This window comes from Xylocopilactobacillus apis (assembly GCF_033095965.1).
In the GTDB taxonomy this organism is placed as follows: Bacteria; Bacillota; Bacilli; order Lactobacillales; family Lactobacillaceae; genus Xylocopilactobacillus; species Xylocopilactobacillus apis.
In genome coordinates this window covers 111,458-135,933 of record NZ_AP026801.1, presented here as the reverse complement: position 1 = coordinate 135,933, position 24,476 = coordinate 111,458, and the positions used below count along the sequence as shown (strand labels likewise).

23 protein-coding genes and 1 tRNA gene are annotated in these 24,476 nt (G+C 34.8%); 12 read left to right on the top strand and 12 right to left on the bottom strand.

Features of this window, described 5'->3' with window-relative positions; translation table 11 throughout:
- Positions 1 to 13 precede the first annotated feature (13 nt).
- On the bottom strand, positions 14 to 481 hold the full coding sequence (locus R8749_RS00470; RefSeq protein WP_317696927.1) for a hypothetical protein: 468 nt from the start codon (positions 479 to 481) through the stop codon (positions 14 to 16).
- A gap of 118 nt (positions 482 to 599) precedes the next feature.
- Here R8749_RS00470 and R8749_RS00465 point away from each other — a divergent pair, with 118 nt between their 5' ends.
- From R8749_RS00465 to R8749_RS10770, 4 genes are all read left to right on the top strand, one after another.
- Positions 600 to 1,478: a deoxyribonuclease IV gene (locus R8749_RS00465; RefSeq protein WP_317696925.1), complete on the top strand. Its 879-nt coding sequence runs from the start codon at positions 600 to 602 to the stop codon at positions 1,476 to 1,478.
- 39 nt (positions 1,479 to 1,517) lie between these two features.
- Positions 1,518 to 1,591 (top strand) — tRNA-Arg (locus tag R8749_RS00460).
- A 58-nt stretch (positions 1,592 to 1,649) separates the two neighbouring features.
- A complete protein-coding gene (locus R8749_RS00455) occupies positions 1,650 to 1,910 on the top strand; it encodes a SemiSWEET family transporter (protein ID WP_317696922.1) in 261 nt (86 codons plus the stop codon).
- A gap of 259 nt (positions 1,911 to 2,169) precedes the next feature.
- Positions 2,170 to 2,439 carry an STM3941 family protein gene (locus R8749_RS10770; RefSeq protein ID WP_425613234.1) on the top strand — a complete coding sequence of 90 codons (270 nt, stop codon included), beginning with the start codon at positions 2,170 to 2,172 and terminating at the stop codon, positions 2,437 to 2,439.
- A gap of 45 nt (positions 2,440 to 2,484) precedes the next feature.
- Here the strand turns inward: R8749_RS10770 and R8749_RS00450 are convergent, their stop codons facing one another.
- Positions 2,485 to 3,480: a hypothetical protein gene (locus tag R8749_RS00450; protein ID WP_317696920.1), complete on the bottom strand. Its 996-nt coding sequence runs from the start codon at positions 3,478 to 3,480 to the stop codon at positions 2,485 to 2,487.
- A gap of 99 nt (positions 3,481 to 3,579) precedes the next feature.
- Here R8749_RS00450 and R8749_RS00445 point away from each other — a divergent pair, with 99 nt between their 5' ends.
- Complete coding sequence (locus R8749_RS00445) at positions 3,580 to 4,359, top strand: ElyC/SanA/YdcF family protein (protein WP_317696918.1); 780 nt, start codon at positions 3,580 to 3,582, stop codon at positions 4,357 to 4,359.
- A gap of 49 nt (positions 4,360 to 4,408) precedes the next feature.
- On the opposite strand, the gene R8749_RS00440 is transcribed toward R8749_RS00445, so the two are convergent.
- The 4 genes from R8749_RS00440 to R8749_RS00425 form a co-directional block, all read right to left on the bottom strand.
- The gene (locus R8749_RS00440; RefSeq protein ID WP_317696916.1) at positions 4,409 to 4,624 is read right to left on the bottom strand and encodes a hypothetical protein; all 216 of its coding nucleotides are present in this window, start codon (positions 4,622 to 4,624) and stop codon (positions 4,409 to 4,411) included.
- Positions 4,617 to 5,759 carry a M56 family metallopeptidase gene (locus R8749_RS00435; RefSeq protein WP_317696914.1) on the bottom strand — a complete coding sequence of 381 codons (1,143 nt, stop codon included), beginning with the start codon at positions 5,757 to 5,759 and terminating at the stop codon, positions 4,617 to 4,619. The genes R8749_RS00440 and R8749_RS00435 overlap by 8 nt, the downstream gene beginning before the upstream one ends.
- Before the next feature lie 6 nt (positions 5,760 to 5,765).
- Positions 5,766 to 6,146, bottom strand: coding sequence for a BlaI/MecI/CopY family transcriptional regulator (locus R8749_RS00430; RefSeq protein ID WP_317696912.1), 381 nt, complete (start codon positions 6,144 to 6,146; stop codon positions 5,766 to 5,768).
- A gap of 465 nt (positions 6,147 to 6,611) precedes the next feature.
- Complete coding sequence (locus R8749_RS00425) at positions 6,612 to 7,379, bottom strand: MerR family transcriptional regulator (RefSeq protein WP_317696910.1); 768 nt, start codon at positions 7,377 to 7,379, stop codon at positions 6,612 to 6,614.
- Positions 7,380 to 7,521: 142 nt separating this feature from the next.
- Here R8749_RS00425 and R8749_RS00420 point away from each other — a divergent pair, with 142 nt between their 5' ends.
- The 3 genes from R8749_RS00420 (at position 7,522) to R8749_RS10765 (ending at position 10,691) form a co-directional block, all read left to right on the top strand.
- Entirely contained in the window at positions 7,522 to 9,807 is a 2,286-nt protein-coding gene (locus R8749_RS00420) for an HAD-IC family P-type ATPase (protein WP_317696908.1), read from the top strand.
- Between the two features lie 186 nt (positions 9,808 to 9,993).
- Positions 9,994 to 10,362, top strand: coding sequence for a DUF3800 domain-containing protein (locus R8749_RS00415; protein ID WP_317696906.1), 369 nt, complete (start codon positions 9,994 to 9,996; stop codon positions 10,360 to 10,362).
- Between the two features lie 8 nt (positions 10,363 to 10,370).
- Entirely contained in the window at positions 10,371 to 10,691 is a 321-nt protein-coding gene (locus tag R8749_RS10765) for a hypothetical protein (protein ID WP_425613201.1), read from the top strand.
- 976 nt (positions 10,692 to 11,667) lie between these two features.
- Here the strand turns inward: R8749_RS10765 and R8749_RS00410 are convergent.
- Genes R8749_RS00410 through R8749_RS00395 form a run of 4 tightly spaced genes read right to left on the bottom strand, consistent with a single transcriptional unit; the run spans position 11,668 to position 13,433 of the window.
- Complete coding sequence (locus R8749_RS00410; RefSeq protein ID WP_317696904.1) at positions 11,668 to 12,198, bottom strand: GNAT family N-acetyltransferase; 531 nt, start codon at positions 12,196 to 12,198, stop codon at positions 11,668 to 11,670.
- 58 nt (positions 12,199 to 12,256) lie between these two features.
- Positions 12,257 to 12,577 carry a carboxymuconolactone decarboxylase family protein gene (locus tag R8749_RS00405; RefSeq protein ID WP_317698565.1) on the bottom strand — a complete coding sequence of 107 codons (321 nt, stop codon included), beginning with the start codon at positions 12,575 to 12,577 and terminating at the stop codon, positions 12,257 to 12,259.
- The gene (locus R8749_RS00400; RefSeq protein ID WP_317696902.1) at positions 12,574 to 12,993 is read right to left on the bottom strand and encodes a cupin domain-containing protein; all 420 of its coding nucleotides are present in this window, start codon (positions 12,991 to 12,993) and stop codon (positions 12,574 to 12,576) included. The genes R8749_RS00405 and R8749_RS00400 overlap by 4 nt, the downstream gene beginning before the upstream one ends.
- Positions 12,994 to 13,007: 14 nt before the next feature.
- The gene (locus R8749_RS00395; protein ID WP_317696900.1) at positions 13,008 to 13,433 is read right to left on the bottom strand and encodes a MerR family transcriptional regulator; all 426 of its coding nucleotides are present in this window, start codon (positions 13,431 to 13,433) and stop codon (positions 13,008 to 13,010) included.
- A 346-nt stretch (positions 13,434 to 13,779) separates the two neighbouring features.
- Here R8749_RS00395 and R8749_RS00390 point away from each other — a divergent pair, with 346 nt between their 5' ends.
- The 4 genes from R8749_RS00390 (at position 13,780) to R8749_RS00375 (ending at position 18,266) form a co-directional block, all read left to right on the top strand.
- Positions 13,780 to 14,514: an ABC transporter ATP-binding protein gene (locus R8749_RS00390; RefSeq protein ID WP_317696898.1), complete on the top strand. Its 735-nt coding sequence runs from the start codon at positions 13,780 to 13,782 to the stop codon at positions 14,512 to 14,514.
- Positions 14,507 to 16,126 carry a hypothetical protein gene (locus R8749_RS00385; protein WP_317696895.1) on the top strand — a complete coding sequence of 540 codons (1,620 nt, stop codon included), beginning with the start codon at positions 14,507 to 14,509 and terminating at the stop codon, positions 16,124 to 16,126. Before R8749_RS00390 ends, R8749_RS00385 begins: the two co-directional genes overlap by 8 nt.
- A 163-nt stretch (positions 16,127 to 16,289) precedes the next feature.
- Positions 16,290 to 16,511: a CsbD family protein gene (locus tag R8749_RS00380; protein ID WP_317696893.1), complete on the top strand. Its 222-nt coding sequence runs from the start codon at positions 16,290 to 16,292 to the stop codon at positions 16,509 to 16,511.
- A gap of 333 nt (positions 16,512 to 16,844) precedes the next feature.
- Positions 16,845 to 18,266: a DHA2 family efflux MFS transporter permease subunit gene (locus tag R8749_RS00375; protein WP_317696889.1), complete on the top strand. Its 1,422-nt coding sequence runs from the start codon at positions 16,845 to 16,847 to the stop codon at positions 18,264 to 18,266.
- Between the two features lie 151 nt (positions 18,267 to 18,417).
- Here the strand turns inward: R8749_RS00375 and R8749_RS00370 are convergent, their stop codons facing one another.
- Both R8749_RS00370 and R8749_RS00365 read right to left on the bottom strand, forming a co-directional pair.
- Complete coding sequence (locus R8749_RS00370) at positions 18,418 to 19,389, bottom strand: Rpn family recombination-promoting nuclease/putative transposase (protein WP_317696888.1); 972 nt, start codon at positions 19,387 to 19,389, stop codon at positions 18,418 to 18,420.
- A 254-nt stretch (positions 19,390 to 19,643) separates the two neighbouring features.
- Entirely contained in the window at positions 19,644 to 24,422 is a 4,779-nt protein-coding gene (locus R8749_RS00365) for an immunoglobulin-like domain-containing protein (protein ID WP_317696886.1), read from the bottom strand.
- Between the last annotated feature and the right edge of the window lie 54 nt (positions 24,423 to 24,476).

Genomic DNA, 24,476 nt, shown 5'->3' with positions numbered 1-24,476 from the left:
CTAACTTCATTAATTATTTTTCATAAAAATTCTGATGTAACTTTTGAGGATTATTTTTGGCCAAATCATGATCCCAAGTCAACTGAAAAGCAATTTTTGTTTCTTTTTCAGGATCAAGCTTGTGATAATAGATTAAGTTTTGAATTGCCAAAATTTGCTGTCCATCTGATGCTGGTAAAACAAATTCGCCTGTGTCACTATACACGGGATGATCGAGCTCTTGACCGCCAAACAAATCAAGATAAATAAACCGAGCTTGGGGGGTATAAATTTTAATTAAAGTTCGATAATTCTGATCTTCATAATGTTTACGGATCTTTTGCGCAATGGTCAGCTGTTCACTCAAAGGCAGCATTGGTAATTTTAAATCATGAACATTAGGAAGCTCATCATGTGCTTGTTCTTTATTCTCTAGATCTTGCAATTCTTTAAGTCCTTGACGCGCTGCTTCATCCCAAGGTGTTATATTTTGTTTTGCCATTTTATCCTTATATTATAAATTGATTAAAAGTTTTTATTTTCTTAATTATATTCTATTATAGATATTATATCTAAAACTCTGACTTTGAGGAAATCTCAGAAAGAAAGGTTCATTTAAAATGCTAATCGGTTCAGTTCAGCCATTTTCTGGCAGTAATATGCTGGTATCATCAGTCGAAGGTGCGATTAATGACAAAGAAACAACTCTCATGATTTATACAGGAGCTCCGCAAAATACTCGGCGTTCCCCTCTTGATCTGCCAAAAATTGAAGAAGGCAAAGAGATGATGAAAGAGCACGGACTTTCTAAAATGGTTGTCCATGCTCCTTACGTTATTAATCTCGCTAATTCTGTTAAGAAAAACGTTTTTGATTTTGGCGTTGAATTTTTAAAAGAAGAAGTAAAACGATCAGAAGCTCTTGGTGCCACTCAAATCGTTCTTCATCCGGGAGCCCATGTCGGAGCTGGCGTTGATGTTGGAATTGAAAGCCTAATTAAAGGGCTCAATGAAGTAATTACTAAAGAACAAAAAATTCAGATTGCAATTGAAACAATGGCTGGAAAAGGCAGCGAGATCGGAACAACTTTTGAGCAGCTTGCCTACATCATTGAACACGTTACTTTAAATGATAAATTATCGGTAACTTTTGATACCTGTCACACTAATGACGCAGGATATGATGTCAAAAATAATTTCGATGGTGTCCTTGAAGAATTCGACCAAGTAATTGGGTTAGATCGCTTAAAAGTTCTCCATTTAAACGACTCAAAAAATCCTGTTGGCTCTCATAAAGACCGCCATGAAAATATCGGATTTGGAACAATCGGATTTGATGCACTAAACAATATTGCCCACGACCCAAAGTTAGAATCGATTCCTAAAATTTTAGAAACCCCTAGCATTGAAGGAAAATCACCTTATAAGTGTGAAGTTGCAATGCTTAAAGAAGGAAAATTCAATCCAGATTTAATAGAAAAAATAAAAGAATCCAACTAAAATGATCAATCTTGTTGTATGATATAAATATTGATTTTTGGCTCCTTAGCGCAATTGGATAGAGCACCGGTCTTCGAAACCGTAGGTTGTGAGTTCGACTCTCACAGGGGCCATTGAAACATCGTGTTAGCGATGCTTTTTTTGTAAACAAATTTTATTCAGGAGTAAGAAGTGGAAAATAGTAAATTTATTAAGTATCTTAGTATCGTTGCAACCGCAATGTCTGTGATGATGTATGTTTCTTATATCCCTCAGATTATGAATAATTTGTCAGGTTCAAAAGGAAATCCGATTCAACCTCTTGTTGCAGCAATTAATTGTACTTTATGGGTGACATATGGATTAAAGAAAAAGCCAAGAGATCTTCCGATTGCTTTAGCTAATTTCCCCGGAATTATCTTTGGGCTTATTACATTTTTTACAGCGCTATAATTATTATGAATAAAGAATTTGTTGTATATCAAAGTAAACTGAAACAGACCTTTTTATCTATTGTATGCTTACTAATGTTACTAGTAAGTTTATTTTTGCTGATATTTGGAATCATTGAAAAAAGTTTTTCCTATGTATTGATCGGATTGTTCATCGTTGCATTTTTTGGTGCTGGCGAATTTTTCATTGTCAAACAACTCTTTGGCGGAAAAAGCTCGTGATCCTTAACAAAGACTGATTTTACGATTACAGTAGTGCGATCGCAACCAAAAACATCCTCATTCCATGGAGTGAAGTTAACAAAATTGAAGAACAAAGGTCTGTAAATCAAAAACTTGTTTCTGTCTACTTAAAAGAACCTGATAACATTTTATCTAAACTGTCGTCAATTCAACGAAAGGGAATTAAAGCTAACATGAAATTAGGTTATGGAGAAATAAATATAACCCTGCAAAATGCAAAAAATTGTTCCGATCGTCAACTAATTGAACAGATGAACCAATTCTTGAACGATGAAAAAACCAATTAGGTCATTTTAGATCTAACTGGTTTTTTGATTTTTAACATCAATATACTATTTAACTCTTTGAAGATACCATCCAGGCACCCATTGGTTTTTGCCAAGCTTAAAAAATCCATTAGAATATCCGGAAACATGCCAGATTGTTCCATGCTTGAGAAGCTGTTTTGTTGGCTGAGCAAAACTTGGTGTTTTATACACTCGGACTCCGTAGCCTGGATGATAATTAATTTTTGTCCGTTCAGACCTTGCTTCTATTATCGGCTGAAATGAGATATCCTCGCCCTTAACCCATTTATTTCTAAAACGATTATTATCAGAAGCACTATCAAAGAATCCGTAGTCCGTTTTTTCAATTTGATACCATATCTCGCCATCAATAACTGCTTTATGGGTAAAAATCACATCCATCGTGTTCCAAAGCGTAACTTCCCGTGAAACATCCCCCCTAGGATCATTATATACGTCCACGCCATAATATGGTTTGCCTTTTACATAGCCCCTTGATCTAAAACTTTCAGCGGGATAAATTGATGTAGCCAATACTGGAATCCACTGATCTTTACCAACGTTATAATAATTATTTTGGATTCCAAAAATCTTCCAATATGTATTCTTCTTAAGATATTTAGCAGTGGGTGCCGTTTCATCAGGTTTACTATAAACGCGAACTCCTTCTGTTAGATCTGAGGTTTGGACTTCACCTTTTAAAGGTGCCATCGAGGTCGTTGGACTAAACAAAAATTCCTTCCCATTAACCCATTTACCATTAGTCAATTGATACCATATATTTCCACTAACTGTCGTTTTGTAAGTAACTTTATGAACCTCCCAATAAACTAAACTTTCAGCTTTTTTCCCGTTAGGAGCATCATATGAATAAACACTCTTATTTGTAATATCACAAACTACGCCCTCACAGCTTTCAATTGCTGGATCGGTGACACTAGTATCTGCTGCTTTCACGTTTTGAATATTAGGCTGAACAACACCAACAACAGACAGCAATGAGATTGCCACAAGTCCAATTCCAATTTTTTTGATCTTCATAATTTTCTCCTATTATACTTTCCAAATAAATTATAGTCTTTAAATTTTAAGAAAAGAAGCAATCAGCTAATATATTTAAAATCAAGCTATAATTAAATTATGAAGACAGAAGAAAACATCAATATTCTTGGAAATTTTTGTGGAATCAGAGACATTAAGGACTTAAACTCCGATGAGCTTCAAAATAAGTACAACATTAATCAAGCTGACATCATGGTACTTTTTGGCGGCAGCATCATATGCGGCGGTGACTTATTTGCCAAAAGCATTAAAAATAAAATAGCAAAAAAGTACATCATTGTTGGTGGCGTTGGGCACACAACTGAAAGCCTTAGACAACAAGTTAAAAAAGTTATGCCGTCTATTAAAACGAACGGGCTCTGTGAAGCCGAAATTTTTGATCAATACATTAAAGAACGATACGGAGTTAAGTCCGATTATCTTGAATGTAAATCTACTAATTGCGGTAACAATATTACTAATCTTTTATCGTTGATGAAAAATCACGACATAAAGGGGAAAAATATTATTATTTGCCAAGATGCAACGATGCAGAGAAGAATGGATGCGTGTTTACATAAGTACTCAGATATGCAAATTATCAATTTTGCTGCTTATTTTACAAATGTGATCTCAGAAAATGGGAAATTAAAGTATTCCAATTTAATTCCTGGAATGTGGTCAATTCACGATTATATAAATCTGCTAATGGGTGAAATTCCTCGTCTTACTGATGACCAATACGGATACGGTCCAAAAGGAAGAGGTTTTATCTCACATGTTGACATACCATCAGAAGTCCAAGCTTCTTTTGAAGAACTCAAAAAAACTTTTGGCGAAAAGATCAGACCTGCTAATCCAGATTTTGCTACAAAATAAAAAGCACCTTAAGGTAAATTACTTAAAGTGCAGATCTTATGACAGATAATTATGCTAATGTCCACTTACCTTCCCAACGGTCTTTGGAAGCATTGTAAGGTCTTTGATACAATCGACCTTTTTTAATTTTATAATACATTACAATGATATCTCTTCTCGTAGTTATTTCGGTTGCTTGAACCTCAGTTGAGTAACTATTCATTGTTGTTGATAACATTGGTAACACTAAAACTGCTGATAATAAAACTGTTAACTTTTTATTCATTATAATTTCTAATCCTTTTAACTGGTAATTGTTTAATAATCGGAGATTTAATTTTATTTAAATTTCTAACACTTCCGACTTTTTTTCCTTTAACTATTAATTCGTATCTATTTTCTTTCTTTAAAATATAAGTATCTGTATCATTAGGATCAATTTTGAAGGCGTTTTGAACTTTATTATTATTAACCGTATATGGTTCAATAATAATAGATGTAAGTAACAACGGCATCACAACTAAAATAACTACTAAAGGCCATTTTGTCCGCTTAATAGAATATTCTTCTAAAAGAAAACTTTCTCTTTTTTTAAGAGTACTTCCCTCATCAATAACAAAATTTGAAAAATATGCCCTCTGCTTGACTTTTGTCTTTGAACATGATGAAAATTCAGCAATGTTAATCAAACTTCTAATATAATCAAAGTATGATTTTTTAGACAGATCCTTTACTATCCGACAGTCAACGTTCATTTCCAATATTAAAGTAACCTGATCTTTAAAAACATAAATTAAAGGAAACCACCAATATAAACAGACCAATACTTCTAAAAAAAACTTCTTTAGTGCATCATAGCTACTGATATGTGCCAATTCATGCATGATAATATTCTTCTGATCAACTTCATCAAATTGATATAAAGGCATTGCAATCATTGGTCTAACAATACCCCAGGCAAATGGTGATTCCTTTGAAGAAATAGATTTGACTTTTATCTTAGAAGGAATCATTTTTTGAACATTTGGAGCCAGATAGCCGGGTGGCAAATCTTTCAATGGTTTTAGAAACTTCCTAATCTGAAAAAAATTAACCATCAACCTTATCAGCATAACAGAAGTTCCTAAAAGCCAGACAAAAATTAAAATTCCACTAATCTGAAAACTACTATATACAAAGCAGATGTTAATTTTACCAACTGAATAAATTGCTGGTAATAAATTACGTGAAGCTATTGTATGAGTATTAATAAATTCAAAAGGGAAAAATAGCCTTAAAGAAATAATGATGCTGAATATTGATAAAAAACTAATCCTAAATTTCTTATAAACTCTTTTGTCATTTAATAAAAAATGTAAAACAATAATTAAAACTGTAGCTAATGATAAAGAAATCAAAATTGAAGAAACTGAAAGGCGCAATTATTTTCACCTCTCTTGACTATCAAGTTCCTTGAGCTTTTTTTCCATCATTTCAGTCATTTCTTTCAGTTCTTCTTTACTACTGTCTTGAGAGACAAAATGAGCAAACAATTTCTTAAAAGTGCTTTTAGAAACCACAAAAGAATAATAATCTTCTTCTGAGATTGCTGGCTCATATTGTCTAGTTAAAACTGTTCGACTGTAAGTTATCCCACTTACCTTTACAAATTTTTTTGCCACTAATTTTCTCAACACCGCTTGAACTAAATTTTGATTAATTCCTGATTTTGAGCGGGCAACTTCTCGGGCCGATAAAGGTTGATTTGAATCCCAAAAGATCCGCATAATCTTTTCTTCCCCATTAGTTAACTTCTGAATAGCGTTCACCCCCATCTTCACTAATAATTATAAAGAAATAAATTAAATCAATCGGTAATTAAATGTTAAAGAAAAAACTTATATCCATCATTTAACCCAAGACGATAAATTTTTGCTTAAATAAATCGTCTTGAATTAAAGTTTAAATATTAATTTTAAAAAAATCAATCATTTTATATTTATTGTTAATAAAAATTATTTTAGATATATGTATATTATACTTTTTGATCTATGTAATGAAAATATTAGTATTTTTTTCTATTAAAACCAAAAAATATCCATTAAGAATTTAATAACAAATAAAGGCATCCTAAGTTATTTTTCAACTTAGGATGCCTCATCTGTTAATTAGGTCATTTTTACTTGATTGAGGTACATCAATATACCTCAAAATTATTCTAACCTTTTTTTAAAATAAATAATACTTAATTTTTTCTAGATGTAGTATGATTAGGAAAACTTAATATTTAATTTTTATTCAGCATAATGTCTAATAATTTCAACTAACAGTTTTACTGAATCTTTGTCGGTTCGATTATTATAATATTGAGCAAACCGTTCATCAGCTAGATACACTTCTGCCATTTCGCAATGGTATTCTTTAGTATACGAAGGATTAATAATCTTCAGCCACTTTTGGTGACTTTCAAATGCGTCTTTAGCAATTGAACTATCTAAATCTATATTTTCTTTTTTTAAAAGCAGGTTTAAATCCTCAAATAGCTGAGCTTCTGCTTTTTTTAATTTCTCAAATTTGCTCTCACTCATCTGGCTAAAGTTTTCGTTATATTCGCGAATTTCATCTTCATCATATTTTTCTCGTAATTCATCTCCATATTTTTCTTCATTTTGTTTAAGCCATTCATCTTTAAAAGTCTGAAATTTTTCAGGGTCGCTCATTTCTTTTTCTCCTTGATAATAACTGATTGCAAGGTCTATGCTATCTGCCAGGAGTTTTAACTTATTAGCTTCTTCCCGTACAAAAATCTGCTGAATTTTTAAATTCTCAACAACATCATAATCAGGTTTTTCCAGCAATTCCTTTATTTGAGCGAGTTTGAAACCAAAATTTCGGAAATAAAGAATCTGCTGCAGTCGATCAACTTCACGATTAGTGTAAATGCGATAATCGTTTTCTCTGATTTCTGCTGGTTCTAAAAGTCCAATTTCACCATAATAACGAATTGTTCGCGCTGTTACTCCTGAAATTTTAGCAAGTTCTGAAACTGTATAATAAGTCATTTTCCCTCCTGACAAATTTAGCTTAAGCGTTGACGTAACGGGAACGTCAAATTTTTTATTTAGTTAAAACGCTATCTCAATCTCTAATGGGTAAAAACTGGTAGAATATTTAATTAGATTAATGGGAAGGTTCTTTATAAGAATGGTAGAAATTAACGGATTAACTAATGAAGATGCCGCCGCTAAATTAAAAAGCGAGGGCTACAACGAGGTACCAGAAGCACCTTTTAGTCTTAGTAAACAAATTTTAAAAAGGCTCTGGGAACCAAATGCTTGGATTTTAGAAGCAGCACTTTTTGTGGAAATAATCCTCGGCAAACCGTTTCAAGCAGCTTTTATCATTGTTTTGTTATTATTTGCTGCTACTAATGGAGCTTTTCAAGCTCGAAAAGCGCACCGTAATTTGAGTTCTCTTTCACAAGACTTGACGATTAAAGTATCGGTTAAAAGATCAGGAAAGTGGATTTCAATTCCTTCACGTGAATTAGTTCTGGGAGATATTGTCAACCTGCAGCAGGGAAATATTATCCCCGCTGATATGAAAATCATTGACGGCAGTATTGAAACCAATGAAAGCAGTATTACCGGAGAAGCTAATTCAATCAGTCACCATGAAGGAGATACCATCTTTTCTGGCACCGAAATTCTTGAAGGTCAATCAATCGCTGAAGTTACTGCAGTAGGATTAAACAGCCGCGCAGGTAAAACCACCAGTTTATTAACTAATACTACTGCTCCCGGGCATCTACAAACCCTGCTTAGCAAAATCATCGGTTACTTAGCAATCATTGATGTTGTTTTGACAGTGATTATTCTGGGTGTTGCTCTAATTAGACACCAAAATATACTGAATTTGATTCCTTTTATCGCAATGCTGTTTATTTCGACGATCCCGATTACCATGCCTTCAAGTTTTTCAGTGGCTAATTCAATTGAAGCTAAAATTTTGAGTAAGAAAAATATTTTAGTTAGTGATTTAGCAGGAATTCAAGACGCTGCAAACTTAAATGTTTTACTATCTGATAAAACTGGCACTATAACTAACAATCGGCCCGAAGTTGTTGAATTCCACAACTATTCTCAGCTACCCGATGAATATATTTGGTCATTGGCTGAATCTGCTACTAACGAACGCCAACCAAGTGTTGTTGATAAAGCGGTCCAAGTTTTCGTCAAACAAAAAAACGTTGCGTCTGATCAGTTTAAAATTGATGAGGTAACAGCTTTTAATCCCAAATTTGGATATTCCCAATCATCAATTACAAATAATCAAGGTCAACAAACTGTTCGTTTAGGTTCATTTAGTATTTTAGCTGAAAAAACAAATTTCACTGACGAGACTCATGCAGATATGGGAGCAGGTCGTTCAGTTGCAGTCAGCCTTGACGACAAGTTAGTTGGACTATTTATCCTTGAAGATCAGCCCAGAAGCGATAGCCCTGCTGCAATTAAATCAATTAAAGATCGTGGCGTCAGAATTATTATGATGACTGGCGACAACAAAATAACTGCTCAAACAGTTGCTGATCAAGTAGATTTAGGCGGCAAAGTTGTTAGTTACGATGAATTTCAAAAGTTAGATAATTACGACAATATTGCAGGAGTTGCCGAAGTTTTACCGGAACATAAACTTGCAATTGTTAAAAAATTCCAAAAATCCGGTTATATTGTTGGAATGACGGGTGACGGTGTTAACGATGCTCCTGCTTTAAAACAAGCGGAAGTTGGAATCGCCGTAAATAATGCCGTTGACCTTGCCAAACGCTCGGCACGATTCATTTTGATGACACCGGGACTTGGAAGCATTGTTGAAATTCTTGATAGCGGGCATCGAGTTTATCAGAGAATGATGACTTGGACTATCACGAAACTTGCAAGAGCAGCTGAATTAATGATTCTTTTAACTCTCGGCTTCCTAACTTGGGGTGTTGAACCATTAACCTTAAATGCAATGATCCTACTCACGCTTTTCAACAATTTAGTTACAATTGTCCTCGGAACCGATCGAACAACTATCACTTACCACCCAGAAACTTGGGATCTCAAGCGTCTTAATAAATTAGCGGGCGTTTTTGCCATTGGCTGGAGTATTGTTGGTTATGCTTTGATGTGGTATGTGAACAACCTTTATCCACACCAAAACGAGAAAAAAAGTACAATCATTTACCTATTTTTAATTCTCAGTGCCCTCATGATGATTCTAATGACTAGAACTAAGAAACCCGTCTGGCGTGATTACCCCAGCAAATGGGTAGCAATTGCAATTGGCGGAGATATGCTTGTTTCATTTATCCTTGCCTACTTCGGCATTATGATCGCAAAAGTATCGATCGGCTGGATGGCAGTTGTCTTAATCGGGGTAATTATTTTCGGAATTTTATTGGATCTATTTAAACTGTTATTTTATAAAGTTGAAAAAGTTGGTTAATTAATTACTTCAACCCAATTCTATTACATATCGTCATTGATTATTTTATTAATTTATGATAACTTACAGTTGCAGGTTATATCACGCTGTATACTCGTGGAATCGAACTAGCGTTTAAGCGATATGTAATATCGTCGACCCATGAGGCCACTACCTTCGGGTGGTGGTTTTTTTTTGGAGAAAATTATGAACATTTATGTGTATTCAGACGAATCTGGCGTTTTTGATAAAAATCATAATGAATTTTTTGTTTACGGTGGAATAGTAATTTTTACAACAAAAAATCATGAAGACTGGAAAAGAAAATATAAAAAGGCCGAACAAACTATTAGAAAAATAGAGAAATTGGACAAGGACACTGAAGTTAAGGCAACGAATATTAGCAATAAATCTAAAAACAAACTTTTTCGTTCGTTAAATAAGATTGAGAAATTTGGAGGAATAATTTATCAACCAAAAGTTCTTGATAATATTTTCGAAAATAAAAAATCAAAGCAGCGTTATCTTGATTATATTTTTAAAATTTGTGTAAACGCAAATTTGAAGATCTTATAAATAAAGAAATGTTGAACCCTGAAAATGTTGAAAACATTTATTTTTTTGCCGATGAGCATTCTACTGCAACAAATGGAAAATACGAATTAACAGAAGGCCTTGAACAAGAATTCAAGTTTGGAACGAACAATTGGAACTACTCGAAATTTTTTCCTCCAATTTTTCCCTCAATGAGCTCTATTTCCTTAGACTATTGCAATTCTCAAAGAAAAATATTAATCAGATCTGCTGATATTATTGCAAATAAATTGCTTTATAGCGCTAAGCAAAAAACAATTCCTGATCTACAGAAGGAAAATTTTATAATAACGACATTTCCAAATAATTAACTTTATTGTTTGTTTTATTCTCAGTTCTTGAATTATAAACAGAGTAATCGTTATTTACTTCATCAACTGCACACTATTTCAGAGTAAGTCCTCAAGCTGCTGCAATCAGGTCACAAGAACTCCATTTAGTGAAAACTGCTAATGATCTTAATCCACAAAAAGAAATTAGAGTAAAAGTTACGAAAGATCAACGACTTAACATCTATAATACTGTTTTAGGACTAAATAATAAAAGATTTATGAGTACTGTTACGTATGCACAAAAAAAACGGTGACCTTAGATCAACGGACACCGCCTCATTAATTGGTATTAGCTTAAAAATGCTGGATAAAACGATCGATAAATTTAGAACGCCATTATCCTAGAAGCATTTTTCCAAGTATTTGGAATTTATTTGAAAATAACGTTTCACGAATTTTAATGATCGATCGTGTTTACGAAGAAATTATTAAAAAAATGATAATATTAGCACTTGGGCAAAAAATCATTACAAAAAATTATTTAATAACTGCCGATACATACTCATAAAGAATATGGTGATGTAGTAAATTGTGTTAGTGATAGTATACGATGGAAATCTGATGGCTTTGAACAATGGACGAAAGATAACGAAAAAGCATATCCATGATTGATAGCATGATCCTTACATTATAATTACACAATTATAACAGAGGAACGAAATACTGGACCAAATGGGTCACCCTCAGGTGATGAACCAAAAATTCCTTTTGTAGTTAATTTTTTGAATATTAAATCACTGAAATTTACCGATTTTTTAAAAAAAGAAGGATTTGTTGCTAAATAATTCGCTTATTTCAATTAAATAAATTTTTATTGAAATTAATTAATATTTCCATTTTTATGCACTAAATCAAATTTTCTCATCTAGATAGTACCAAAAAGGCAATTTACTTCTTGAAATAATATTTTTCAAAATGAATTGCTTATTTATTTTGAAAAATAATTGTACAAATGTTATTCAACATCAGATAATTTAGATTCTTCTCGAAGAATCCCGTATTTCACGCTATCCCAATACTGATCTTGCCAGTATCGAACTTTTCTAATACAGGCTTCTTGTTTCATTCCTAAACTTTCGGCTAAATGGATCATCCGGGTATTGCCTGACCAAGTAGTAAGTCCCAAGTGCGGCAGATCGGTCGTTGTCCACAATTGATTTATCCACTTACTTAAAGCAGCCTTCCCGATTCCTTTTTGCCACTGATTGCTTTGATAAATTACAATCCCGATCTCAAGCCATTTTTTTAAATCGCCGTCTTCATAATAAGCTGTCACACATCCGACCATCTGATCATCAACCATAATTACTTGAAATAATGGATTTTCATAATAATAATCATCGTTTGAAAATTCTTCTAAACTTGGAAACCGATCGTTAAAATATGGTCCATCCCACTTTTTCCATTCAGGAGTTGGATTACTAAATGCCAGCTGCCAGAATTCGGCTGCCTGTTCTTTTTTTAATTGTTCAATGTTTATTTTCATTGGAAAATCATATCATTAGGGTTTAAAAAAATCACTCTTTCGAGTGATCATTTTAAAATTAGTCTTTAAAGATCTCTTTAGCCAAACTAAATGCTGACCACGCTTTCGGCCAACCAGCATAAAAGGCAAGATGAGTAATTAGTTCTACCATCTCATCTTTAGTGACACCATTTTGTTTTGCAATTTTCATGTGAGATTCTAATTGAGGAAACAAGCCCTGCGACATTAAACTAGCGCAAGTAATCATGCTTCGGTCACGAGCAGATAACTTGTCTTCTCTTGACCATACTTCCCCAAATAAAACATCATCATTTAGTTCAGCAAATTTTGGGGCAAAATCTCCCAACTGTTCATGCCCTGCAGTTTGTTTTTTCACTATGCATCTCCTTCAACAGCTGCATACTGTTCATCAGTTACTGGTTCTAACCATTCTGGTGTTCCTGCAGTAATTGCGATATGTTCAAACCAACTGTCAATAGTTGCTCCGTGCCAATGCTTAACACCGTCATGAGTTACTACTACATCCCCTGGTTTTAAGTGACGTGCTGGCTGACCCCATTCTTGATACCAGCCTTCGCCGCCAGTAACTAGAAGAAGTTGAAAACCATCGTGGTGAATATGCCAATTGTTTCGACATCCTGGTTCAAAAGTAACATTTCCTACTCCTACACTAACTTCTGGATCCTTAATTAAATTTGCTAAATAGCTTTGTCCAATAAAATATTGAGCAAACGCATCATTTTTTTCACCTACTGGAAAAATAACTCCATTTTTTACATCTTCATTTTTGGCCATAACATCCTCCTTGATTATCTAAATTGACTCAAATAACGTTCGAAGTCTTCATCATCGGGAATTTGACCGTCAAGTTTACCCGCATACCAATCCATCTTGTGATTTAAAACAGCAAGATTTTCTTGAACTTGAGCAATCTCATCAAGACATTTTTGTTTAACTTCTCCCAGCAGCTCTAGACGCTCTGGGATCGTCTCATCACCCATCGCTCGAAGTTCAACGTAACGTTTAAGCTGACCAATGGACATTCCAGTTCCTTTTAAATGAAGTAAAAATCTTACCCACCTAACATCCATTTCATCATAATAACGCCTGTCAGCTTCATCACGCTTAGGTTTAACCAACCCTTCATTTTCGTAATAACGCAAAGTGTAAGCTGATAAACCAACAACTTGAGCAAATTGCCCAATTGATAATTTTTGTCCCGTTATTTCGTCCATATTATGTTCCTTTCATAAGCGAGTTTACTTCTTAGAGCATACTCTAAGTCAAGAAAAAAATAACTATTATGCTTTACAAACTAGTTAAAAAGTTTAAAGGTCTTCTTCGTAAGTGATCTTAGATCAAAAGATCGATTACGATTATGATATCAAAAAAAGCTCAATTATTATTGATTAAACAATGTTTCTTTTTAATTGACAAAATTAGTACTTCGATTTTAGTTTTCAAATTACTTGTTTTGTTAGCCTCATAATTTTTTCGATGGTTGAAAAATAATTCTAGAAAAATTAGTAAATGAACGGTTAATTCGCTAAAATAAAGAAAAATGAAAATCAGGTGAAAATATTGAAGCAATTACAAATTCACAATCTTTATAAAAATTTCGACCAACAAGTAATTTTTGAAAATGCTTCGTTTGATTTTATTCAAGGAAAAATCTATGGTCTCCTAGGTCGTAACGGTTCAGGTAAATCAACGTTATTTAACCTGATTGCTCGTAACATTCCATTAGATGGTGGAGAAATCTTGATTGACTCTGACCAAGGAGTTGGTTTGACTGACAATTATCCTGATCTTGATGTAGAGATGGTGTATACTCAGCCTCATCTTCCATCGTTTATGACTGGCAGAGAATTTGTTAAATTTTTTATCGAAATTAACGGTGAGCGTCTATCAGGTGTTCATTCATCACAAAAACCCGACGATTACTTAGAAATGGCAGGACTAAGTGTTGATGATTCCAACAAGCTTTTGCGCGATTATTCTCAAGGAATGTTAAATAAACTACAGCTTGTTGTCGCTTTGATGCTAAAGCCACCCGTTCTGTTACTAGACGAACCCCTAACAACTGTTGATGTTGTTGCGGCCCACGAAATGCAAAATCTCATTATTAGTATGAAGCAGGATTCAGTTGTCATTTTTTCAACTCATATCATGCAGCTGGCTCAAGATATTTGTGACGAAGTCGTGCTACTGCATGACCATCATCTTGTTGAGTTAACGGGCCTTGATATTCATTCAAAAGCCTTTGAAGATGCTGTTATTGATAAATTATCTAATGAGGTTGTCGATCATGAATAATGTCTTTAAAATCAATCTATTTGCTTATCGGGTTAAAAATACCGAACGAGTTAATGGACTACTATATTTTTTTCGGCGAATTCCCTTAATCGGTAAAAATATTACACCTCATATTTACCAAGTACGCGGTTTAAAAACTTTTCTAACAATTATCCATGGAATCTACCGCTTCATTGTGAATTTATTTTTTGGTGCTTTAGTATTTTTAATTGCTGGTATAGGAACTGCGGTTTACCTAGACAATATCATTCATCAAAACAAAGATATAATTATTTTTACTGTTACCATTTGGATTATCATTTTAGGAATCGTCCATTCAATCCCCCTAAATTTTTTAATTGTTGATGATGACGCCCTCAAATTAACAGACAAATTTAATCTCAGTAAACAAAACTCTTTGCGAATTCTTTCTTTTGGCAAATTTTTAAGGCAAAATTTAACAGCTTCTATGCTGCCGCTTTTAATATTATCCATTATTCAAAATAACATTTGGATTTTCTTAGCTGGAAGCGGTTTTTATGCTGTAACCTTGAGTTGGTTTCAATTTATCTGCCGATTACGGTGGCGTTATAAGATGGCTGGTAACATTTCCATTGTTGGATATTTATTAATTTTTGCAGTCATGCCGCTAATTTTATTTGCGAGCGGTAAATTAGAAATTTTAAGCAAGTTGATATTTAACCCCATTGCTGCAATTGTTAGCTGGTTAATTACTGCTGCTTTTGTTTATTACTGGTTAAAATTCCCTCTAGAAGGCGAATTCATTAAGAATATGATTTGGAAGCTTCAAAAGTCTACTGATGCTTTAAAAATGAAAAAATCTGGTACTGATGAATACCTTGGTCAAGGAATTTCACTCGAAAAGAAAATATCAGCAAATAATGAAATCAAAGTACCACCTAAAGCTACCGGATCAAATTATTTGAATGCTTTATTATTTGCTCGCTACCAACCACAATTGAAAAAAATGCTGCGAAATCGGCTTTTATTGATCGCAGCTGCTGGACTTATAGGTCTTATTGGAATTAAGGTTTTGATGCCCCATAATTTAATAACTGAAAAAGAAATAACAAAAGTTTATGGAATTCTATTTTTTGTCTTTTATAATTGCTCATTTGGCAAAACAATTGTTCAAGTTCTCTTTGTTAACTGTGACTCAGCAATGTTATACTATCCATTTTACCGACAGCCAAAAGCAATTGTAAAAGGTTTTAATTATCGATTTATCCAAACTATAAAGTTTAACAGCATCATTGCTGCTCTTATTTTAGTCCTTTTTATGGGGTTCCCTCTGGTTTCCCCACTTAAAATTCCGTTAATGTTTTATCTGATATTGATTTTAGAACTCTTCGCTCTAACTTTATTCTTTTCTTTTCATGAATTATTCATCTATTATCTTATTCAACCTTTTACCAGTGATCTAAGAGTCGTCAGTCCACTTTACAAAATCATTACTGTACTTATGTGGATTATCTCTTATAACTTTTTTGAAGGAAAACTTTCTGGTTATGGCTATGCAATTACTATTGGAGTATTCACTTTAATTTATGTTGCCATTGGAACAATTATTATCTATTGGTTTGCTCCCAAAACTTTTCGGATCCGTACTTAACAAAAAACTTATAGTTTTAATAATCGAACAATTAATTTTAAAATTAGTTAACTGTTTTAGGCTTTTAGAGTCAAAAATCAAAAAATTATTTAAACTAAATGATTTGATTTTTTTTTACTTTTGGACGATAATACAATCATAAGAAAGAAGGGAGCTTTTTAAAATGAGTTTAGAAGATAAATTTAATAATGCAAAAGACAAAGTATCTGGTAAGGCCAAAGAGGTTGAAGGCAAAGTTACTGGTGACAAAGCTCGTGAAGCCCAAGGTAAAGGCGAAGGTCTAATGGGAAAAGCTAAAGACAAATTATCTGAGGCTAAAGATAAAGTCGAAGATGTAGTTGATGATGTAAAAGACAAGTTCGAAAAAAAATCTGAAGATAAATAATTACTTATAAAAAATGCCCTGCGGGTTAAATAAACTTGCGGGGTATTTTTATAGTTTCAAACTTATAAATAAATTAAATCTAAACAATATAATCTGGACATTACGTCTATAAGTAATAATTTCAGCAACTGAAAACCATATTTTTCTGTAAACTAAATTATTTTTCTTGATTTTTTTCATTATAATACAAGTTTAAGACTTGATTGATGCTTTAAATACTATGAAAACTTTTCATAATATTATTTTTTTTCAGAAAAAGCTTACGAAAAGTTAAATTTTTTGTTAAGGTAACCTTCTGTGGAAAAAAATCAATGGAAGTAGGTCTTATTTTTTATGAATGAAACAGCAGCAATGAGTGCTGATAAACCACGAGTTTCTATTAAACATCCATCTCTCGCAATGGCAGGAATGCTAATTGGAGTATTTGTCGGAATGTTTAGTGAAACTTCACTTAATATCGCATTACCTCAATTAATGAAACATTTGAATGTTTCAAACGGAACTGTTCAATGGTTGGTAACCGGATATATGCTGGTAATTGGCGTAATTTTGCCTTTAAACAGTCTTTTAACTAAATGGTTCACAACCCGGCAAATAGTTATTTTTGGTCTCTGTGACTTCATTGTGGGATCAGTAATATCTGCACTATCATCAACATTTAGTATTTTATTAGTCGGGCGAATGATTCAAGGAATTGCCACTGGATTGCTTTTGCCGTTGATGTTTACTGTTGCCATGCAGGTATTCCCTCCATCAAAATTGGGAACTGCCATGGGAATGTGTGCTCTTGTAATCATGTTTGCTCCTGCAATTGGTCCAACTTTAACTGGATTAATTTTAGCTAAATTATCTTGGAACTGGATTTTCTGGTCATTTGTTCCATTTTTAGCAATTGCTTTAATTTTTTCTTTAACTTCATTGGAAAATGTTGGTGAATTAACCCATCAAAAAGTCGATGTTCTTTCTGTTTTTACTAGTGTTGTCGGTTTTGCCGGCATCGTTATGGCAGTGAGCTTTGCCAGTGATAAAGGTTGGACTTCACCATTAGTTTTAGGCTTATTCGTTGTTGCAATTGTTGCTTTAGCTATTTATGTTTATCGGCAAGTTCATATTGCAGAACCAATTTTAAATTTGAAAATTTTCGCTAATCCAGCATTTCGTGATGGTGCTTTAATGGTAATGCTTGATTTTGGGATCATTCTGTCAGCAATGTACATTTTACCGATGTATTTACAAAACGGTCTTGGAATTGTAGTTGCAATGACCGGTATCATCATGCTGCCAGGTGGATTAATGAATGCCATTGTTTCAGTAGTTGCAGGTCGTCTATTTGATAACTTTGGTGCGAAATGGCTGACCCGTCTTGGATTTTTCATTTCATTAATCGGTGCTTTTATGCTCTTAATGAGTAATGCTAATACTAACGTTGGAATAATTATTGCAGCTCACGTTATTATGATGATTGGCTGTCCGCTTGCAATGACTCCCGCTCAAACACATGCATTAAATGCGTTAAAAGGGCCTGAATCAGGAGACGGAAGTACAATTTTAAATACAATGGAACAAATTGTCGGCGCAATTTCGACAGCTCTTGCGACAAGTTTATTAGTAATTGGCAGAACTAACAGTCATGCCGCTTCTGCTCATGCAGTTTTCACAGACGGTGTTCACACTGCGTTATTATTACCAATTGTCTTTTTAATCATCGCATTACTGATTTCAATATTTACTAAATCGTATAGAAAAGAAAACTAATTAAAATTCTGAAATATTCTGGTACCTCCAGAGGTTTAAATAAACTTCTGGGGGTTTTTATTTTTGTTTATAAAAAAAGACTGATCACTGTAATCAGTCTCTAACAATATAAAAAATAAATTATGATGATATTTTAAAATGGATTAAGTTTCTATTTTAATTTTTCAATCTCTTCGACACTTAAATCGGTGACAGCATGGATCTCTTCAACTTTCATTCCCATTTTTAGCATCTTTTTCGCTGTATCTATTTTAGTCTGTTTAATACCTCGTTCTAGTCCTCGCTCTAATCCTTGTTCTAAACCCTGCTCTAATCCTTGCTCTAAGCCCTGTTCTAAGCCCTGCTCTAAACCTTCACGTTCGCCTCTTTTTCTGCCTTCTTCTTCGGCATACAACATCTGTGCATCCAGCTTTGATCTCGCTCTCTCTACTGCATCCAACATCTCTCGTTCCTCCATCTCTAAATTCTCATAACTTGTTACTTTATATGCATCCTGCAGGTATTCCGGTGCTTCTTTGACCTTTTTATTGCTCTTTAGATAATCGTACCAATACGGCATCTCTCCTTCAAGCGTGTCTCGGGGCTTTGTTAAATCAAAATATACCACACTCAACAGCGGTAAGCCATCTTCATTCTTTAACTCGATTTTATTCTTTACATCATACATCGTAAATCGATGATACGCTTTGTCGTCTTCTTTAAATAAATCAAAGTACACGATGTTAATCCCATACACTGGTCTCAATGACCCATATTTATCCTCTTTAATATCATCCTTTAATTTCTCTAGATCTCTTCTCGCATAATTCGACACATATTTCTCTGACAGGTAATGCAGTGAACGTTCGATAAAATGCGCTTCTCTTCTTACCTGCAGTTCGATGGTTACCAGACTTCCGTCATCAAGCCGGGCTAATACATCAACCTCTGTTTCTAAGAATTCCTGCTGATCTTCCGTCACTTTAAAGGTTCTAATATTATATGGATTTTCGATTATTACATCTACAACGTTTAAACCGATCATATCATGAATGAAGCCGATTAAAATATGACGGTTCTTGGGTGAGGCAAATAGTTTCTTAAATAATAAATCATTTGATGGTAAAATTTCTCTTTTGCGCAATTATATATATCCTTCCTTTTTTAGGCTTATATAAAAGATTACGCAAACAAGATCCAATTCTTAAATTCATCAAATTATTGTTTAATTGTACTAAAATTTTCCTTTTAGAACAAAAAAAAGAGCCTGACCCTTAAATCAGACTCCTCCTTCGATAATGGATAATGATTCCACTGAAGATTTGTCATGTTACAGATTATGCTTTTGTTCATACTTATTGTTTGATTGGAAGGAAAAATTATGAAATTTTATCTGCTTTAATCTTCAGTGAATCCGACATATAGCCCTTCGAGCCATTGATCTTTGCCTACTCGGTAAAAACCATTCTGCTTGCCGGTCACTTTCCATTTACTTCCGTGCATCATCTTGCGCCCTGGATAGTATCCCCCCGTTGTGCTTGCGCTCTTCCAGAGGTTTACCCCATAGCCTTTCTTATACACGATCACTGCTTTGCCTTTAAGCGGTATTACACTTTTAATTGGACTGAAACTTACATATTTACCGCTGACCCATTGGTTCTTACCTACTCGGTAAGATATTTCACCTTTTGAATTAACGGCTTTCTGACTGATCTTCCAAGCCGTTCCATGCTTCAGGCGGTTTCCCGTAAATTTACCTGCCGGAGCATTATAAACTGAAATCCCGTATCCTGGGACATAGTTAATATAACCAACGGCCTTATAGTCTGTCGTCTGCCACTCATTAGCTGAACTTCCGTTCTTTGCCAGCACTGTGATATTTCTAACCATTGTCGTCACTGCCCCGCTAGTGCTGGTCGCTCGATATGTTAACTGATAGATACCGGGAGTATTAGTATCCACAATACCGCTTACGGTTACCTGCGGAGTTCCGTCAACATTCTTGGCGATTCCTTCATAGTTAGGCAATTTATCGTAATCACCTTTGTAATTATTAAAAATCGACCAGGATCCGACAACCTTATATTCCGTCGGCTTAAATGCTTCGCCAACACTAATCGTCTGATCAGTCATCCCTTTAAAAACAAATACTGGCGCTGATGAATCTTTCACGGTGATTGGGACGGTAATGCTTGCGCTGTTCTTCGAGTTCTTAGGATCAGTATACGTATAAACAACTGGGTAGATCCCGGCTTTGCTTAAATCGACCTTACTTGTATCTGCTTTTAACGCTGACATTGGGATTCCCTCAATTATACTGCTGCCTGCTGTCTTTAATTCCCTGCCTCCTCGGTAAAAGTCACCTGAGAAGTGAGCAACTGCATTCTGATACTCCCCGCTGTTATCCGTATATCCTTTTGGCCACTGCATGTATGAGTGCTTGGTATCTGAATTACTGATCCCAAAGCCCCCATACAGATACAACGGCGAACTAACTCCTAAAGCTCCGTCCGTTTGTTTAAAGCTGCCGTCATTTTGCTGCCAGCTGTCTAAAAATGCACTGACTAATATCTGCTGCAGCTTATTATCACTGCCTATTAAATCTGGATTTCCTGCTACTAAAACTGGACTTAGGAGATTCTTAAATGTTTCCGGCACTTCTCCGGCCTTTAGAACCGCTCCATCATCATATGTTGTCGTATATGGTCTAAACTTAACATTAAATGGATCATTACCGCTGCTGATATCTGTTGTTGAGAACGATGGCTTTGTCGTTTCCTTACTTGGTGCAGAAACTGCTGCCTTGTCATAAGTTACAACATTGATTCTAACATGACCGTTTGAGGTATTTCTTCTTAAACGCGGTAAGGTTGCTTCAACCCATTTCGTTCTTTTCACCCAATCTACATCTTTGTGGGTTACTCTTGATAGTTCTGTTGCGAGTTCATCTTCATTGATTTCTTGCTTCTTGGCTGCTTCAGCTACACTTATTAACTTGTAGCCGGTACCGTCATTACTTTCATAATCGTTGCCGTCAGTCCCTTTGTCGGTGAATTCTGGGATTACGTCACCATTTTTTGCGTTCTGCTTTGGATTATTATGCTTAACGGATAATTCAAGAATCTTCGCTGCATTGTCTTCGGCGCTTTTACCTTTAGGATCGTTCTTGCCATATGGATAATAAACTCCATCAATCGTTACGCCTGATCCTTCAGGACCAGCATCGCTGATCATATCACTGGATACTGGACCAACTGAGAAGTCTTGTGATACGAAGAAGCGGCTGTTGTTTTTATGAGAACCATTTTTAGAAAACTCGCCTTTAGGATTGTTGTAAAGGTTGGAGTTAAAATACGCACGTTTAGATTCATTAACCTGAGTAAGACGATGCGTTACAATTACTTTTTGAATTGTATTATTTCTATTATCAACTTTAACGCTTCCCACCATGTAGTACTTACTTTCAAAGTTTGGAGAATCTACTTGACCTAACGTACCTTCTGAAAAGTCAGATGTACTATTAGGCAAAATATTTTTATTATAAATCAAAGGTTGCGGATTAGAGATAAAGTTACCATCTTTATCTTTTACTCTCGTATTCTTGTCCCAAGTCTGAACAAAATAATCACTTCTTCGCCACATCTTTAACTTATCGTATGGGACACTTAAGTAGGTTGTAGAGGTATCGGAATTCCACACCGGTTTTGCAAAAGGATTATTAAAATCATTAAAATAAATATTATCGACTTTCCGACTGATATCTGCATTGCCATCATACAGTATCATTGATCTAGTGAAATCCAACGGCATTCCACTGATGCTTTTATCATAGTTGGTGCCAACGCCACCAAATACATTTATTACACTTCCAAGAGCAGGAAACATTTCAATAGTTTTTTGAGTTCCAGGAATATTTATTTTTAAATTAGAAGTACTAGGCTTCCCGTTGACTGAATCGAGAGGCTTAGTCCCTGCTGGATAAACACCGGTAAAAACATATGTTTTAGAGTTTTGATCCTCTTCAACTAGTTTAGCTTCAGTTTCCGACTTCAAATCTATAATGTTTGATCCTTCCTTTTGAGTCGGATTTGGATCATCAGGATTATTAAGATCCAACTTCTCCTGCGGCTGAATTGTTGAATTCGATTTGTGATTTACTTCATCATATTCTACTTTCTTTCCATCAATTGAAGAAGCTCCGCCACTGCTCATTACAGTGGAATAAGGATTGTTATACGATTTATACATCCAATATGATACCGGTGCATCATATGAGAAACTCTTTTGAAGCTTTCCATCGTTGGTGAAACTTCCATTATTAGAAATCTGAGATACTATTTCATCATAGCTATTATTTTCTATTTTGGGATCGTTAACTACAAAATGGTTAGCGTCATACGCTTCCTTAAAATATGATGAGGGCTGAAATAGATGTTTCACCTTCCCAACATTGGTAGCCTTGTTCGGAAAAGCTTTCTTCGGTGCATCCACATCACCAAAGGAGAATTTTTGACCTGGAATTGCAGCCGGATTGCTGTCCAATGGGGTTCCATCAGACTTTTTTAAATTTTCAGCATTCTTTGAAGCAGCTGGATCTTGATCATACGGTGTCCCTTCTGATTCTTCAACATTAGGAATTGAATCGGCAGATTTCGAAGCTGTATTAGCTTGATAACTATTTTTAAAAAGATCATTTGTATCGATCATATGAAGATCACGACTACCGCCTCCAAACCATGCATCAGTTGTCGGATTTTTTTTAGGGCCTGTTACATCTGGAAATTTATATTTGTAGTATAACGATGGAGAAGAAACTAAATCTTTATCAAAATCGTCAATCGTTCTATTGAAACCCTCTTTTGAATTAAAGACATTATTATACTCGCGATACTGAAAAAAATTATCATTCCCTTTCTGATCTGGACCATTTAATCCATAAAGTGCAGGTGCATGATTATATTGACCTGCCAGAGTATCATTCCCCAAGTTTGAAAGACCCATATTAGGCTTGTCATGCTCACTGTTATGAGAAGATCTTGTCTCTTGATACTGATGACTATAAGAAACATCATGCCAAGTTTTTTCGGTCCCGACAATCTTGTTACCTGCACCCGCATCGCCTGAAGCTTTAGCCGCCTGAACTGCTTTCATCGGTACGGTTTCTTCAAAAGAATTATTACTTGCCAACTTCCTTTTCGTGATCAGATTCGCTATCTCTTTGGCTGTAGTTCCTCTTGGAACCACTATTGTCCCTGCTCCATCTGCCCCCTCGACCCAGAAAGTACTATTGTTCTTAAACTTTATGCTGTCAATCACGGACTGCGGTGCTGTGGTCATATTAAGTCCCGCAACGTTCTTTACTCCATCACCGTCCATTGCATAGAAACTGTGATCAACATAATTATTGAACTTACTGTTCTTAATCGGCTTCGGCAGCGTCTTGTTATTCAGTTTAAAGATCGCTGTAGCTTTCTTACCAGTCTGCTTGCTTTGAGCAACCAGCGTAATACTGCTGGTCGTCTCTCTAATCATATTGGCTTCGTTCTGCGCTACATTATCATAACCATTCACGTAGATCTGAGCATAACCATCATCTGCATCACCAAAGAACGCCTTGCCTAAGACATCAGAAATATTCTTTCCTTCTCCCGGTTTCGGTCTCTCTACTACTCGATCATGAAAAACGTTTGACCCTTGACTATTTACTGGATCGTCATTTGGGTCCTCTGCTCTTTGGGCACCTTGTTTCAAGTATGCTCCTGTTCCAGGTTTGGCATTGTTAAAATCAAGAATTTGAGCAATCAACCCAAAAGCAAGACTATACTTGTCATAGACCTCTTTGTATTTGTCATTTGACCCTGTTGTATCGTTAAACAGCGCTTTTCTTGCTTCTGAATCTTTATCATTCGTTGCGATTGATAAATCGATTAACTGTTTGACGACTTCCTGGGCGCTCGCATTTGTGCTCGCTCCATTTTTCGCTGGATACCAATCTACCGTACCATCACTTGGTCCGGCGTTTTGTAGTAATTTATCATAATCTCCCAAGCCTGGACTTTCAACATCATAATCCCAATTTACATCTGCTTTCACTACCTGTGTTGATGTTACTGCTGAAGTTATCGGGGACAGCATCAGAAGTGCTGAGCTAACTACATTAGTTAGTTTGTGCTTCATTCGTTTCTCCTTAATTTCTTTTCTTTCCCTTTCGATTCTCCTCCGTTCACGGTG